16 protein-coding genes are annotated in these 15,721 nt (G+C 68.7%); all 16 read left to right on the top strand.

What is annotated here, in order from left to right; genetic code table 11:
- Positions 1–169: 169 nt before the first annotated feature.
- The 16 genes from C5E41_RS17760 to C5E41_RS17840 all read left to right on the top strand — a co-directional run bounded on the left by C5E41_RS17760 (position 170) and on the right by C5E41_RS17840 (position 15,365).
- Positions 170–745: a hypothetical protein gene (locus C5E41_RS17760; RefSeq protein ID WP_104376918.1), complete on the top strand. Its 576-nt coding sequence runs from the start codon at positions 170–172 to the stop codon at positions 743–745.
- 276 nt (positions 746–1,021) lie between these two features.
- Positions 1,022–2,068 carry a hypothetical protein gene (locus C5E41_RS17770; protein WP_258081045.1) on the top strand — a complete coding sequence of 349 codons (1,047 nt, stop codon included), beginning with the start codon at positions 1,022–1,024 and terminating at the stop codon, positions 2,066–2,068.
- Positions 2,056–2,805 carry a class II glutamine amidotransferase gene (locus tag C5E41_RS17775; RefSeq protein ID WP_146097593.1) on the top strand — a complete coding sequence of 250 codons (750 nt, stop codon included), beginning with the start codon at positions 2,056–2,058 and terminating at the stop codon, positions 2,803–2,805. The genes C5E41_RS17770 and C5E41_RS17775 overlap by 13 nt, the downstream gene beginning before the upstream one ends.
- Before the next feature lie 140 nt (positions 2,806–2,945).
- Positions 2,946–4,163: a hypothetical protein gene (locus C5E41_RS17780; protein WP_104376921.1), complete on the top strand. Its 1,218-nt coding sequence runs from the start codon at positions 2,946–2,948 to the stop codon at positions 4,161–4,163.
- A complete protein-coding gene (locus tag C5E41_RS17785; RefSeq protein WP_104376922.1) occupies positions 4,151–4,909 on the top strand; it encodes a class II glutamine amidotransferase in 759 nt (252 codons plus the stop codon). The genes C5E41_RS17780 and C5E41_RS17785 overlap by 13 nt, the downstream gene beginning before the upstream one ends.
- Positions 4,910–4,992: 83 nt before the next feature.
- On the top strand, positions 4,993–5,253 hold the full coding sequence (locus C5E41_RS17790; protein ID WP_104376923.1) for a hypothetical protein: 261 nt from the start codon (positions 4,993–4,995) through the stop codon (positions 5,251–5,253).
- A 167-nt stretch (positions 5,254–5,420) separates the two neighbouring features.
- Positions 5,421–6,101, top strand: coding sequence for a hypothetical protein (locus C5E41_RS17795; RefSeq protein ID WP_104376924.1), 681 nt, complete (start codon positions 5,421–5,423; stop codon positions 6,099–6,101).
- Positions 6,101–6,865 carry a DUF2786 domain-containing protein gene (locus C5E41_RS17800; protein WP_104376925.1) on the top strand — a complete coding sequence of 255 codons (765 nt, stop codon included), beginning with the start codon at positions 6,101–6,103 and terminating at the stop codon, positions 6,863–6,865. The genes C5E41_RS17795 and C5E41_RS17800 overlap by 1 nt, the downstream gene beginning before the upstream one ends.
- Positions 6,862–7,362, top strand: coding sequence for a TIGR04338 family metallohydrolase (locus C5E41_RS17805; RefSeq protein ID WP_104376926.1), 501 nt, complete (start codon positions 6,862–6,864; stop codon positions 7,360–7,362). Before C5E41_RS17800 ends, C5E41_RS17805 begins: the two co-directional genes overlap by 4 nt.
- Positions 7,363–7,861: 499 nt before the next feature.
- Positions 7,862–8,791, top strand: a complete 930-nt coding sequence (gene dprA / locus C5E41_RS17810; RefSeq protein ID WP_104376927.1) for a DNA-processing protein DprA — start codon at positions 7,862–7,864, stop codon at positions 8,789–8,791.
- Complete coding sequence (locus tag C5E41_RS17815) at positions 8,788–9,660, top strand: DNA-processing protein DprA (RefSeq protein WP_181063287.1); 873 nt, start codon at positions 8,788–8,790, stop codon at positions 9,658–9,660. The genes dprA and C5E41_RS17815 overlap by 4 nt, the downstream gene beginning before the upstream one ends.
- 107 nt (positions 9,661–9,767) lie before the next feature.
- On the top strand, positions 9,768–10,784 hold the full coding sequence (locus C5E41_RS17820; RefSeq protein WP_181063288.1) for a DUF4192 domain-containing protein: 1,017 nt from the start codon (positions 9,768–9,770) through the stop codon (positions 10,782–10,784).
- Between the two features lie 59 nt (positions 10,785–10,843).
- Entirely contained in the window at positions 10,844–11,083 is a 240-nt protein-coding gene (locus C5E41_RS17825; protein ID WP_104376930.1) for a hypothetical protein, read from the top strand.
- Positions 11,084–11,180: 97 nt separating this feature from the next.
- Positions 11,181–12,872, top strand: a complete 1,692-nt coding sequence (locus C5E41_RS17830; protein WP_104376931.1) for a ParB/RepB/Spo0J family partition protein — start codon at positions 11,181–11,183, stop codon at positions 12,870–12,872.
- 84 nt (positions 12,873–12,956) lie between these two features.
- Entirely contained in the window at positions 12,957–13,514 is a 558-nt protein-coding gene (locus C5E41_RS17835) for a single-stranded DNA-binding protein (RefSeq protein WP_104376932.1), read from the top strand.
- A gap of 408 nt (positions 13,515–13,922) precedes the next feature.
- On the top strand, positions 13,923–15,365 hold the full coding sequence (locus C5E41_RS17840; RefSeq protein WP_104376933.1) for a hypothetical protein: 1,443 nt from the start codon (positions 13,923–13,925) through the stop codon (positions 15,363–15,365).
- Positions 15,366–15,721 lie beyond the last annotated feature (356 nt).

Consider the following 15,721-nt stretch of genomic DNA (forward strand, 5'->3'; position numbering starts at 1 on the left):
GGGTGAGATCAACCCGAGCCTCGCAGTTCAACGATACGCCCACCGCCCGCCATCCGGCGGCGCCGCATCCGGCACATCGCGGTCAGAGGAAGCGACGTCAGCCGTCAACTCGCGGTCATGTCTCGCCTCCCCTTTTCTCTACTGCCCATTGCTGTCGAAAGGAGCCCCCGTGACCGAAAGCCAGCTCGACGAGGTCGCGAATGTCGCATCGGTGGTGTCTCGGTGTCTGTCCGATCTCGAGCCGGTGTTCGAGCAGATCGACTGGGCCGAGAACGAAATCGCCCGCGCGCAACGCCGCCATCCGCGCCACCGCAACACCCTCTATCACTCGTTCGGGTTGTTGATGCCGACCCATGAGCGGATGCGCCAGGAGTTCGTGTTCCGCTCGCACTGCCGTGAGTTGCTCGACCGCGTGGCCGCAGGTCTGTCTCCTGTTCCTGGGACCGCGGCCGAGGTCGCGCTCGCGGTCATGCAAGCCAGCCAGGAAGCCCCGCTCAACACTGCCGGATTCGGCCTCTACGTGCGCATGTGGATCCAGGCGGGATTCCCAGAGCTGGAGTCGGTGACCGGTTCGCACGAGCACTACGAAGCAATCGCCAAGTCCCGCATCGACGATCTCGAAGCCAAGACACGCACCCGCCTATCCGTGGCCGACCGTGCCCTGCGATCTATCGAATGTCCGGGCCGCCACCACGGCCAACCCGCCGACGACTGCGAGTACGCCCGTCGCAGCCTGGCCGCCTGAGCGAAGGCCGTAGTCCATATCGACTGCTCACCGTTTGTTCTTGCTTGCCCCTGTTCCTGTCCGTGTCCCCGCGCCGGTCGACTCCCCTTGTCGGCCGGCGCTTTTCTGTTGTGGAGGGTGTGTGCGTTCATGACCGATCCGATTTTGGGTCCACCGTGCGCGGTCTGCGACGGCGCGGCAGCCGGTACGGAGCTGTGCATCGCGAATTCCGCTGTGTGCGACTCGTGTTGGCAACAGCTACCCCGCTGCGCCTACTGCCGGACCCCCTCCTTGCGGTTGACACGCACTGCCGACGAGGCCGAGTTGTGCGCGCACTGCCTGACCGGGTGGGCCAGGTGTGTGTCGTGCCAGGAGTTGACCGGACCCCAGTTGCGCACCGATACCGATGACCCGGTGTGCGCGCGGTGCGCGAGCGTGTTGTTCGCCGCGTGTTTCAGCTGCGGGCGGTTCACTGCCGAGAGCCGCTACATCTCCGGCGGGCACCGCGCCTGCCCGACCTGCGCCAGCCGACTCCGCGCCTGCCCAGATTGCGGCACCCTCGTCCAACCCGGACACCGATGCGACGGGTGCACCGCCCGCGGGAAGGTGTGGAACTACACCTACCGCCCCGACCCCCACTTCCACGGCACCGGACCCCTGTATCTGGGGCTCGAACTGGAAATCATCGTCCCCGAACACCGCTTCGACACCTGCGCCACCCTGGCCACCGACCACCTCGCCGGCCTCGGATATCTGAAACGCGACTCTTCCATCAGGCCGTCCGGGTTCGAGCTCGTCACTCACCCCCTCTCCTACCGGTATGCGATCGAGTCGTTTCCCTGGCCGCTGCTCGACCAACTGCACCGGCTGGGGTGTGAGGCCGACACGTCAGTGGGGCTGCACGTGCACGCCAGCCGGGCCGGGTTCGACAACCCGGCACACGTGTATCGATGGCTGAAACTGTTGTACCGCAACGAGGAAGCGGTCACCCGGTTGGCGCGCCGCCGCACCCATTACGCCCAGTTCGACAGCGCCGCCCGCGCGCGTGCCCGCGACACGGCCAAGGGGCCGCAGCACGCGCTGGGGCTGGAGCGGTATCAGGCGATCAATCCGCTGCCGCGCAACACCCTGGAGGTGCGGGTGTTCGCCAGCTCGCTGCATGTGCAGCAGGTACAGGCCGCGCTCGCGTTCACCGCCGCCTCCATCGACTACACCCGCGGCCTGCGGGTCGCCGACATCCGCGCCGGCGCCTGGGACTGGGCCCGCTTCGCCACCTGGGTCACCACCCGCCCCGACTACCAGCCGCTGGCTCAGGAGATGGAGGCCCTCCAATGTGCCTGCTGACCTACTACCCCGCCGGTGCTGCGATCGACACGGCCGCGCTGCGGTTCGGGGCTGATGCGAATCCCGACGGTCACGGCTTCGCGATCGTCGCCGACGGCCGCATCATCACCGGGCACGGCATGAACGCCGACACCGTGATCGACACCTTCGCCCGCACCCGCGCCGACCATCTGAACGGCCCGGCGTTGTTCCACTCCCGCTACGCCACCCGCGGCGCGGTCGATCTATCCAACTGTCATCCATTCCGGCTCGGCGGCGATGCGCGAACGGTATTGGCGCACAACGGCACCCTGCCCAAGCGGGTACATCCACGCGCGTATGACCGGCGCTCGGATACCCGGATCGCGGCCGAGGACTACTTGCCGAGGCAACCGTTCGGCCCGATCGACACCGTGGCCGGTGCTCGCGGGCTTGCGGGGTGGTTGGGGTCGAGCAAGCTGGTGATCTTGACCGTCGACCCGGCCTACGCCCACACGGCCTACGTGTTCGGTGAGCGCGCGGGGCAGTGGGTGGGCGGGGTCTGGTATTCCAACCGCTCCTATCTGCCGCCCGAGCAGCGGTGGCCGGCCCGGCGGCGGACGGTGTGCGGGTACTGCCTGGATCGCGATCTCGAACGCGCCAGCCGCTACTGCCGCAGCTGCGGCTGGTGCTTCGGCTGCCACCACGCCCTCTCCCACTGCACCTGCCTGCCCACCCCGACCAGGCCAGCTCCCACCGCGGCCCCCGCATCCAGCTGACCTGACCCGACCGCCAGGCCCGCTCGACCCGAGCTGCATGGCACCGCTTTCCTCTCGCGCCCCGCTTCGCGCCGCTAGCCCGGCCCGCAGCGGGGCGCCGTCATGTGTCCCGCCACTTTTTGGAAGGACGTGAATCCTGTATGCCCGCATTTACTCTCACCGATCGGCGGTGTGAGGACTGTTCACACCCGATCGACGACACCACGACCGTCCTCACGGTCGAGGGCGATGATTTGTGTCGCGCGTGCGCCGACCGGCTCGACACCTGCGACGACTGCGCCACCCCCACACGGGAGCGCCGCTCTACCGTGCGCGGCACCGACGTGTGCACGGATTGTTCGATCGGCTGGCGCCGGTGCCGCGATTGCGACCGCTTCGACAGCGACCTGGTCCGTGTCATCGGCCATGGCGAGGTCTGCGACGACTGCGCCGACAGCTACCTGGTGTGCGATGACTGCGGCTCGCGCGCGGACGGGCTCAACGAGACCGAATCCGGAGCGGATGTGTGCGGGCGGTGCGAGGACGCCGACTACCACCGTTGCGGCGGCTGCGACATCCTCATCCGCTGCTGGGAGGACTACTGCGACGCCTGCGCCAACGAACGTCCCGATCATCGTGGCGTCCACTCCTACGGCTACAAACCCGAACCCGACTTCCACGGCACCGGACCGCTGTATCTCGGACTGGAACTGGAAATCAAAACCCCCCGAGACGTTTTCGATGAAGCCGTCGAGCTCGCCATCGACCAGCTGGGTGACATTGGCTATCTAAAGGAGGATGGAAGTATCCAGCCGTGCGGATACGAGCTCGTCACGCATCCGATGTCGTATGAGTTTGCGCACCAACAGTTTCCGTGGTCGCTGCTGCACCGGTTGCGGATGCTGGGAGCCTACACCGATACCAGCGTCGGCATCCACGTGCACGTCTCCCGCGCCGGCTTCTCCTCCCCCGCGCACGCGTACCGGTGGTTGAAGTTCGTCTACCGCAACGAATCACACGTCAAAGTACTGGCGCGCCGCGACTCCGAGCAGTGGGCGGTATTCGACCCCGGCGCCCGAGCCAACGCCGCCGCCCACGCCAAGGGTGAAACCGGAGGCGCATTCCGGTACCAGGCGATCAATGTCTGTCCCGAGGACACCTTCGAACTGCGGGTGTTCGCCAGCTCTCTTGACGCGCGGGAGGTGCAGGCCGCGCTCGCCTTCGCCGACGCCTCCGTCGAATACACCCGCACCCTTTCGGCCGCCGATATCGCCCGCCGCCGTGGCTGGGAATGGGCCGCGTTCACCGCATGGCTGGCCGCCCGCCCCGAATACCGCTGCCTGACCGACGAATTGGAGGCCCTCGCGTGTGCATCCTGACCTTCTACAAACCCGGCCAGGACCCCGACCTCGACGCCCTACACGGCGGGGCCCTGGCCAACCCACACGGCCACGGCTACGCCATCCACACCGGCAAGACGATCCTCGTCGGGCACGGCATGAACCCCGACCAGGTGATCGCCGAATTCGCCGAACAACGCGCCAAGCATCCGGGCGGCCCGGCGTTGTTCCACTCCCGCTACGCCACCCACGGTGACCGTGACACCAGCAACTGCCACCCCTTCACCGTCGGCGGCGACCAGCGAACCGTGCTCGCCCATAACGGAGTCCTGCCCGACAACGTGCACCCCACCGCGGGCGACGCGCGCTCGGATACCCGGATCGCGGCCGAGGACTTCCTGCCCACCAAACCGTTCGGGTCGCTGGACAGCTGGGCCGGGCGAGAGCGGTTCGAGCACTGGCTCGCCTCCAACAAGGTCGTCATCTTGACCACCGATCCGGCCTACAAACACCCGGCCTACATCTTCAACGAACGCCACGGGCACTGGGTCGGTGGCACCTGGTACTCCAACGACAGCTACCTGATGCACGAGTGGGCCAGCGCTGACACCGACTACGTCGGATTCTGCGAATACTGCGGCGCATTCGAAGACGACCCCTTCGGCCCGCACTGCGGCTACTGCGGATACTGCGCCGACTGCACACATCCGTTTCCTCGCTGCGCGTGCCCGCAATTCGACGGCGCCGACCGCTACGCCGACCTGTTCGGCCTGCAAACCCACTGACCAGCCCGACCACCAATCGTGGCGCTCCTGGCGGGCCGAGCGGCAACGGCTGGGGGCCAGAGATCCCGAAAGGAATAGCACCCGTGGGCAATTCCACCGCTCACCCGTTGAGCCGCGACGAGACGGTCACTGTCTTACTCGACGCCCTCGCCCCCTACATCGCCGCGACCCGGCGTGCAATCGGTATCGCCCACGCCATGGCCACCGTCGTCGGTGGCGAACCTTTGGATCTGCTCAACGACGCCATCGCCGACTACCGACTCCGCGAACGGCTCGTGCGCGTCACATATCGCGCACTGCGCGAACACCAATCTCACGGCTCGGCGGCCACTCATGAGAAGTAGGTGCTACCAGGACCCCGCCCGTGCTTGGAATCGCCAGCCGAACGTCACGGCTTCCGACCGTGCCCCGAGGGAAACGACGGTGCTCGCGGCGACCGACCCGGCTCACCGCAGCACCACTCCCCTCCTCTCTCGCTTTCGCCCCTCTTCGATCCGAATGGAGGTACCCGATGCCCGACACTCCCGGCGGCGCCATCCCGAGCCCGGTTCCGGTTCCGCAGCACATGGCCGAGGCGCCGGTCTCGGCGGGCATGGTCGTCCCCTACATCACGATGACCCACCGTGACCCCGGCAAGCCAGTGTGGGGCGCGGTGAATCCCGCGCGGCTGCAACAGATCTGGCTGCACAGCCTGTGTCAGGTGTGTGGTCGGCGCCTCGACGGCCCGTGGGTGGTGGTCTACATCCGGCCGTGTGACTATTTGCGCGGTATCGGCCCGGAACCCGCGCTGCACCCTGAGTGCGGTCTGTATTCGAAACGGGCATGCCCGATGCTGTCCGGGCAGACCGATCACTACAACCGGCATCCGAGTCGGCGCCCGTGCGGCGACCCGGAGTGCACCTGCCGACTGTGGGCGCCACCGAATCCCGAGCCCGGTGAGGGCCGGCGTGAAGGCCAGCCGGCCGAGGCCTGGTACGAGGCGTGGATCGCGATCGAGGACTACACCCTGATCCGGGCACCCGGCGGCGAGCACAGCATGGAGATGTTCGGTGTCGAACTGCGCCCCGCCTCGCGGCTGCGCAAACTCCGCAAGATCCGCGACGCCGCACCCACCGACACCGGTGATCAGCCCCTGGATCTGCTGGCCGCGATCATCGCCACCCACACCCTGTTCACCGGGGACGGTGAATGATGGCGGATACGGACAGGTTGCTCACCCGCATCGGTGCGTTGATGCGCCAGGCCGAGGGCACCGACAATCCGCACGAGGCCGAGGCCTTCCTCGCCCGCGCCCAGCAGTTGGCGACCCAGCATTCCATCGACCTGGCGGTGGCCCGCGCCGCTGCCGCCGACCGCGGCCATGCCCGTCCGATGCCGGGGATGCGGCGCATCGAGATCGGCGCCAAACACACCAAGGGGCTGGCCACCTATGTGCAGTTGTTCGTGGCCATCGCCCGCGCCAACGACGTGCGCGTGGACGCCGCCCACAACTCGACCTGGGTGATCGCCTTCGGGCTCGGCTCCGACATCGACACCACCCAGCTGCTCTACACCCACCTGCTCGCCCAGATGGTGCGCGGCTCACGCGCCTACCTGCACTCGGCGGCCCACCAACGCCACCCGGTCGCCGGTGTCACCGCGCGGCTGGCCTACCAGCGCGCCTTCGCCGCCCGCGTCGGACAACGCCTACGGGACCAGCGCGACCAGGCACGCGCCGACGCCCTCGCTCCCACCTCTCCGGACGGGGCGGGCACGGCGTTGGCGTTGCGGGACAAAGACATCGAGTTGCGCGACTACTACACCGCCCACTCCACCGCGAAAGGCACCTGGTCGGGGCACCGCCGCGCAGGCGGCCACGCACCCGCCGCCGCCGAGGCCGGTGACCGCGACGGGCAACGCGCCCGCCTGCACGGTCTGGGCGAGATCGACGGACCGCGAAAAGGTTTACCGTCGTGACCGTACGACCACGTGATAGCCAGCGACGCAAGGTCTACGACGCCGAGCACAGGCTGCGTGCCCTGTTCGATCTCGCCGATCGCGCTCCCGGACGCAGCATCGAGGTGTTCGGCTCTCAGATCTGTGTGCCGGTCGAAAGACGCCTGGGCACAGTTGAATCCGTGGCCGCATACCTCGCAGCCGTGATGGCGCTGCCCTCGATCCGTGCCCGGTACCCGCGGGCAGCGGTGGCGGTGCGGGTGCGTGCGCGGCGCGGCAGTCGTTATGCGCACTATGAGCCTGCGACCGCCACGGTCGCGGTCCCGCTGCGCGAGCATGCGGTGCGAGAACTGCTGGTGCTGCACGAGCTTGCTCACCACCTGCAACCACGCCCAGCTGCCGGGCACGGGCCCGAGTTCTGCCGCGTGTTCTGCGATGTGCTCGACACCGTCGTCGGCGCGGAAGCCGGATGGCTGATGCGCACCCTGCTCCACGACACCGGAGCCCACCTCACCTAGCACCCACGACCGACTCTCCACCCTGCGACCACGACACGAGCAGTCGTGGTCGGAGTCCGCTCACCACTGCCGGAGCCGAACGGTGAGGTCTAGACTTCGCGATGGGATCGGGGGATCGAGGGGATACACGGGTGGCTCGCACCATCCCCTACCCCGATGCGCCCCGTCATCATCACGGTGCGTTTACACACCGTTGCAGGGCGAAGGGTGCGAGAACGGGCGCAGTCCAACCCCTCCGGACACGCCCGTTCTTCTCCCAGGCGACCCGCGCCCGGGGCGGCGCGGACTCAATCGGCTGGTAGTGGCCAGTTTTCGCCCCTGCCGTCCACTGCGAACACCGATGCGCTGGCCTGGTGTCATGCGCCAGAGCGGCAGAGGGCTCGTCCGGCCGTCCGGCACACCCGCTTGCTTCGGCGCTGCGTGGTCGCCGCCCCTGCTGCGTGATCGCCGCCTCGCTGCGCTGATCGACTCCCCCAATTGACTTCCTCAGGAGATTGCCGTGTCCGCTTCCGCCCCTGCCTGCGACGAACGCTTCGCGCCGTTGAGCGCGCAGCGGCGGTTTGCGTGGGCCGTCGCTGCTCGCGCCGCGTTGACCAATTCCCTTGCGGTGTCGGCCCTTCTGGCTGACACCGACGTCGAGCAGGTCGCCGAACAGTTGTGCACCGATCACGAACTGTTCCAGCTTCCACCCGATCTGCGCGCACAGGCCGTGGCCGATCTCGATCGCGCGGCCGCGGTCGAGGCGATGCTTCTGACTCCCGAGGACCCCGATTGGCCGACGGCCGCGGTCGCCGACCTCGAACGCGCGAACATCGCTGCCCCGGTCGCCTTGTGGGTGCGCGGCCCGCTCGCGCTCACCGTCTGCGTTGATCGCCCCGTGGCAGTGACGGGGGCGCGGGCGGCCTCCGACTACGGCATCCACGTGGCCCACGATATGGCGACCTACTTTGCCGAGCGCGGCTGGTGTGTCCTCAGTGGAGCCGGGTACGGCATCGACACCGCCGCCCACCAGGCCGCGCTGCTGGTGTCGGCGCCCACGATCGCGGTCGTGGCCACCGGGATCGACCGCGCCTACCCGACCGGAAACACAGCGCTGTTCGATCAGCTCGCCGAACGCGGGCTGATCGTTTCCGAGTATCCGCCCGGCTCCCCGCCGACCAAAACCCGTTTCCCCGAACGTAATCGACTCGTCGCGGCCCTCTCGACAGGTCTGGTGATCTGTGAGGCCGGTGCACGGTCGAGCACCCTCGACACCGCGTCGTGGGCGCGGCGGTTGCAACGGCGCATCGCCGCGGTCCCTGGTCCGATCTACTCAGCCACCTCCACCGGCTGCCACCACTTGCTGCGCGAGCACATCGCGCACCTGGCCGCCAGCGGAAGCGACGCGCTCGACATCGTCACCGACCTCGGCGCGGGACCGGCCTCGTGACCGACACCAGCACCTGCGACCTGCTGGACCGAGCACTCGTCGCCCGCGCACTCACCACCAGCGATCACCGAACACGCCTGCTGTGGCAGTCCAGACCCACCAGCGAGATCGCCGATCGGATCCGCCGCGGACACACCGGTTTCCCGACCCCTTCCGATCTGGGCGACCTCGCGCGCCGCGACGTCGATCGCCTCAATGAACTCGATGCCCGGGTGGTCACCCGCGACGACGACGAATGGCCGCGGTCACTGTCGGCGCGGCTGCACCGCGCCACGCAAACGAGCCCGTTCGCGCTCTACCTGCGCGGCCCTGTCCGCCTCGACACCATCATCGAGCAGACGATCACCATCACAGGTTCCCGAGCCGCGACCGGATACGGCCGCACCGTCACCGACAGGATCGCCGCCGAACTCACCACTCTGGGCTGGCCTGGTGTGGCGGGCAGCGCGTACGGCGTCGCCGCGATCGCACACAAAGCCGGGCTCGCCGCTCACGGCCATCCGGTCGCGGTTCTCGCGGCCGGGATCGACGTCGCTCACCCGCCCGGACATTCCGGGCTACTCGCCACCATCGCCACCATCGGACTTTTGGTATCCGAATACCCGCCCGGTATGTCGGTGACCCGGGCCCGTCGCCGCGCCCAGACTCGCCTGTTGGCCGCGCTGTCGAGGGCCGTGCTGATCATCGAGTCCACACCAGGCGGTGAACCCGCCACGATCGCGGCGCACGCTGTGCGCCATCGGGTTCCGGTGTTCGCATTGCCAGGGCCGGTGACCAGTGCGACCACCGCGCTGCCGCACGAGTTGATCGCCACCGGCCGCGCGCGCCTGATCACCAGCGGCCACGACATCCACCACTTCATGAGCTGACCGCGACACGCCGACCTGGCTGCCCGCGCCCCAGTCAGCTGTGTCGGCCGTCTCCGATTCGTTGTCCAGTGAAGGGATTGTTCATGACTCAGCCGACGACACTACGCATGTCTGCCCCAGGTGAATTCATCGCCGCCGTGCCGGCCCTGCTCGGCTTCTACCCCGTCGATTCATTGGTCGTGGCGCTCCTCGAACGCCGCCCTCCCGCCGACGAGGTCTGCATCAAAGTCGTCGCACGCCACGACCTCCACATCAGCGACAACCGGCTCACCGCCGTCGCGACGCAACTGGCCGCCGTCGCCGCGAACGAAAACGCCTCGGCAGTATTGGTTCTCGTCGTCGACAGCACCGCGCAACCAGCGTCCGCGCCCCCTGGCAGGCACACCCACACCCTCGAGGTCCTCGACCGAGCCCTCACCACACGCGGGGTTGTTCTCGCCTCGGCGTGGGCGACCCGCGTGATCGCAGCAGGCGCGCCGTGGTGGAGCCTGCTCGATGCCACCGAGTCCGGCGTCGTGCCCGACCCCGACACGACCACGCTTGCCGCCACGTTCGTCGTCGCGGGACATCCGATCCGCCGGTCACGCGAGGAACTGACCCGCCTGATCGAGCCCGACCCGGCGCTGGCCGACCAGGTCCGCTCACTGCTGCCCGCCGACACCGGCATCCGCACGCAGCACGCGCCCAGCGAGATCACCGCCACCGTCGCGACGGTGGTCGAGCGCATCGACACGCTCGCCGCAGGTTCGACGCTGACTCCGGCGGATATGGCCGCACTCGCGGCGGCCTTACGCACAGCGACCGTGCGCCATTGCCTGCTCGGGCTGGCCGGCACTGCCCGTGTCGACGCGGCTGAACGGTTGTGGGCGCTGCTCACCCGCAGCCTGCCCGATCCCGAACGCGCCCATGCCGCGGCTCTGCTGGCGTTCTCGGCCTATCACCGAGGCGATGGAGCGCTGGCCTCGATCGCGCTGGACGCAGCCCTGGACTCCGACCCACAGCATCGGTTCGCCCGGTCCCTCGACACCACACTGCGAGACGGCACACCCCCATCCCGACTCGGTGCTGTCGTCACCTACGCACACGACATCGCCGACGCACTCGGCATCGATCTGCACCGCTGACCAGCGTCGCCTCTTTCCCGTCTCCTCGTTTTCTTTCCCGATCAGAAAGGTGATTGTTCATGCCGTCCGCGAACTCTGTCCCGACCCTGTCCCGCGCGGAATTCGATCGACTCGAACACCGTGGCGCCGCGGGCACCACCGTCGTCCTCGCCGAGATGGATTCGGCTGTCGCCGACCGCTGGCGCGGCGAGCACGCCGGGTGGCGCGGTCGTCACTGGGCCTATCTCGACGACGAGCACGGCGTGCTGCGCCTGCACCCGATCAACGTCACCCGCGCCTCGAGTCAGGCAGCCGCCTGACCCATCTCTGTTCCGGTTCACCGTCCAGATCGGCGCGGTCCCATCGCTATTCATATCGGTGGGGCCGCGCCGTTCGTCATCTCATAGGAGGTCTCCTTTGAGCCCCACCACTCTCACCGTCGTGCCCGACATCGAACCCGCCGCCGCCTCGCCCGCCCCCCTCGGTGATGCCGCCGTTGCGGAATCCGCGACCAGTGCCGAGTCCGCCGAGAATGAGCGCGCCCCGCACCCCGCCGGCGGGGCCGAGCTGGAGGTTCCGCCGAATGCGACCGCGGCGTACATGGATCCGCGGGAGTTGGTGATCGCGGAGAATGTGCGCACCGGCTTCGACGTCGCCGAGCACCCAAAACAGGCCGACTCGATCCGCGAGTTCGGTGTCGGCGCTCCGGTGCTGGCCGAACGCGAACCCGACGGGTCGGTCCACGTGCTCGACGGCCAGGTGCGGGTGTTGATCGCCCAAGCCGTCGGCCTTACCCGGGTTCCGGTGTGGATCACCGACGCACCCACCGACGTCGATGCGAAGCAGCGTCGTATCGATCGCACGATGACGCAGATCAACCTCAACGAACGCCGGATCCCGTTGACCCAGGCCGACTACACCGCCGGAGTCGCGCTCATGCTCGACCTGGGTGCCTCCCCGACACGGGTCGCGAAAGGACTGCAACAGACCAAACGCGCCGAGGTCCGTAAGCTCGCCGCAGTCGGCAGGTCGGCGACAGGACGCGAGCTGGCCGATGCCGGCCAGTACAGCCTCGACCAGCTCGCCGTCATCGCCGACTACGACAACCTCGGCGACACCGACGCCGTCGAAAAACTGACCACGACCTCCCGCTACAACTTCAGCTACACGGCCAAGGCCATCGCCGCCGATCGCGACGAAACCCGCCGTCGCCTCCACGCCTCACTCCCCTACGCCGCCTACGGATTCGGGATCCTCACCGACGAACCCGGCCCCGACGACGCCTACCTGCCCGCCACCGAACTCACCCGCGCCGACGGCGAACCGGTCACCGATGACGACGTGTACGCCGATCCGGCGCGGTGGCTGGTGTGGGTCGATCTCGAGGAAAACGCGGAACTGGTCGACACCGCCACCGGCGCGCTCGTCGATCCCGACACCGTCGACTGGGACACCCAGCACAACCCCGACACCGAACCCGGCGACGGGCTGCGCCGCGCGGACGGGCTCGCCTGGCGTGATCGCTGGATCCCGGCCTACTACCTGCCCGCCGACCAACTCGACACCACCGGACTACAGCGGCCTGTTCCGCCGGCCGCTGACCCGCACGAGGCTCTGGCCGCGGCCGAACGCGCTGCGGCGGTGCGGAAAGAAGCACGGTTGGCGCGCCGCCGGGTGCGGGAGCTGAACAAGCGAGGTGTCGCCGCAGCTGAGCGGCGTGAGGAATTCCTGTCGAAGTATGTCCAGCGGAGCAAGCCGCCGGTGCAGGCCGCGCACTTCGTGGCCGAGTACCTGGCGCGGAATCTGGCGCCGGGAGCGTTGCAGTTGGTGACCAAGCTGCTCGGCATCGGCTGGTCGACCGAGGAGTTGGTGAAGGTGATCGGTGCCGCGTCGACCAACCGAGCCTGGGTGCTCGCACTGGGCATGGTGCTGGCCAACCGGGAAGTCACCCTGGACAAGAGCCTGTGGCGAACACGATCGGAAACCGCCGCCCGGTATTTGCACCTGCTCGCCGACATCGCCGCCCCCGACGACGATTTCGCGTTGGTCGACGTCGAACAGGCCGCCGCCGGCGACATCGACTTCCACGACATCCCCATCGACAAATAGCCACACCCCGGCCCTGCCACATCCCGGCAGGGCCGGTCTCGTATTCCATCCAATCCCCGTTGCTGATGATTGAGGAGAACGCCCATGGCCGGTGACACGGTCCTGACCGTCATAGGAAACCTGACAGACTCGCCAGAGCTCAGATTCACTCCAGCCGGCGCGGCGGTCGCGAACTTCACCGTCGCTTCCACACCGCGGTATTTCGACCGCACCGCCGGGGAGTGGAAAGACGGCGATCCGTTGTTCCTGCGCTGCAATCTGTGGCGGCAGGCAGCGGAGAATCTCGCCGAATCCCTCTCGCGGGGAGCGCGTGTCATCGTCACGGGCAGACTCAAGCAGCGCTCGTTCACCACCCGCGAGGGCGACAAACGCACCGTCGTCGAACTCGACGTCGACGAGATCGGCCCCTCGTTGCGCTACGCCACCGCGACCGTCACCCGAATCTCCGCCGGCACATCCGGCGGGCCACGCACCGACCGCGCCGTGACCGCGCACCGCGACGGGTTCGGCGGCCCCGCCGCGGACACCAGCACAGGATTCGGCCAGCCTGCGACTTCCCCGTCCCGTGGTGAGGATCCGTGGCGGGAGCCGGTGATGGCTGGGGCCGCCGCAAGTTTCGGAGACGACGCGCCTCCATTCTGAGCTCATCACCTCGCTCCACCCTGCTCGTGCCGACTCACCCCGTCCGGAACCCTCTCCCGGTTCCGGGCGGGGTGAGTTGCGTTGCGGGGCGGGCGGCCGGTCGCGGCGACCAGCCGTCCGAGGGCTACCGGGGCGGGCGGCGCCGCGCGTGACGGCCCGCGCCCGGCGCCCACGAATTCCCCTGCGCGCCGACCCTAATCTCCATCACCGGTTTCGGTGGTGTGCGCGGGAATTCGTGCGCGCACGCCCCGGCGCGTTCCGCCCCTGCCCCGCGCGTCGCCGCCCGCCCCGGTGCTTGCGCCCTCGGCTGGTCCCCACGACCAGCCCGACACCCGCGTGTTCGATCGGGGCCGTGACGGTCCCGGCGGGTGCTCGCCCACCATTCGATCGACGACAGGACGAACTCTCGTGACCGAAACCAGCACCTTCCTCGATGCCATCGCCCACCTCGACTACAGCATCACCAGCGACCGCCGCGCCGCGCGCCGGACCTTCACCACCGCACTCACCCACGCCACCCCCGGTGAGCGCGAGGTGCTCGACGCCATGGTCGACACCTTCACCCTCTACCCGTTCCGCACCGCGCTACTGCGCCTGGAAGCCGCCTTCCGCTACGACGAACCGAAGCGAGATCTGCTGGCGCGGCTGCTGCCCGACACCGACCCCGGCCTCTACGTGCGCGAGCGTGCCGAGCGGATCGCGATCCTGGAACAGCGTGCCCGCGCCAACGGCAGTAGCGTCGACGAGGAAGCCTTCCGCGACTACGCCCCACTCACTGCCGCCGAGACCGCGCCGACCTCGATCCGGCTGTGGCGCAACCCGCCCGCCCGCGTCTACCTCGCACCCTCACGGGCAACCGACAAGTCCCGCATGACACCCGAACAGATCACCGCCCGTGTCCGCGCGCGCGGCAAGCGCCGACCCGCGCCCATCGAGCCCGACGTGATCACCGGCTACATCGCCGAGAACCTGCACCGCGACACCATGGCCCGAGAGATCGCCAGGACCCGCGCCACCGAACAGCGGTTCCGCGAGCGCGGCCTGCTCGCCGAACCCGCACCCTCCCCGTCGCTGCGGGTGCAGGGCACGCAGCCGCGTAGCGACGAGGAGGTGCAGGCGCGGTGGGACCTCGAGTTCGTCCACCACGTCGCCGAACAGCACACCCACGACGCCGCGACCGCCGAACACAGTCGCCGCGTCTCCCACGACAACGCGCTCGCCTACGCCGACACCCGCACCGGTGTGCGCGGAGACCTTCGGCCGCAGTTGCCGTTCCACGGCGACAGCGTCGACTACACCCACGAAGCCATGACCCCGATCTCGGGGTGGCGCTGCCTCGCCTGCTTCATCGAACGCTCCACCCGCGACCAGCGCCTCATCCACTCCGTCGGTGGACGGCGGCGTAGCGACGACGGGTTGTGCGACTCCTGCCGCAGCGACGACCGCACCCCGCGCCTGCCCGAACTCCCCACCGGGTTCACCGCCACCGATCTCGCCCGCACCTACTGCCGATTCCTGACCACCACCTACCCGGGTGCCGCGCCCGCCCTGCTCGCTGAGACACGCCGCCGCGCGCCGCGCTGGCTGACCGCCATCATCGACGAACACCTTCCCCAGCCTGAACACATCGAGCAGGCCGCCGACTCGAAGGCCGACGTCGAAACCGGTGCGGCACAGGCCAAGCCTGTGACCCGTCGCCGTCGTGGCCCGGTGGCCGGTGCCGGGCAACGCCAGGCCCGCTGCGAAGGGTGCACCCGCATCCGCGCCATCCACGACGACGGGTTCTGCACCGAATGCCGCGTCTGGCTCGGCCTCGTCACCCCACCCACACGCCAGACCGTCGCCGCCTAAAACGCGCGAGTCTCGATCCCCGGTCCGTCGCGGTGACACCCCTCCCGCGACGGACCGGCCACCACTCATCCTCTCCTGCAAGGAGTTTCTCGTACACGACCTGCTCATCTTCGTCGTCGGACTGCTCATCGGCTTCGCGCTCTCCGGCCACCCGCTCATGACCGTCCCCGGCACCCGCACGCCGGGCGACGACAAGCGCCCGCGCGACTGACCCGCTGCGCCGCGCGACCGCGGCGCAGTCGTGCTCGCTGCGTCGCCGTGGGGCCTGCGACAGCCAGCTCGCAGGCCCCAGCACTCTCCACATTCACTCTCACCCACTCACCCCATACTCACTCACCCACCACACCACCTATTCC

This window comes from Nocardia nova (genome assembly GCF_002933465.1).
Lineage (GTDB): Bacteria > Actinomycetota > Actinomycetes > Mycobacteriales > Mycobacteriaceae > Nocardia > Nocardia nova_B.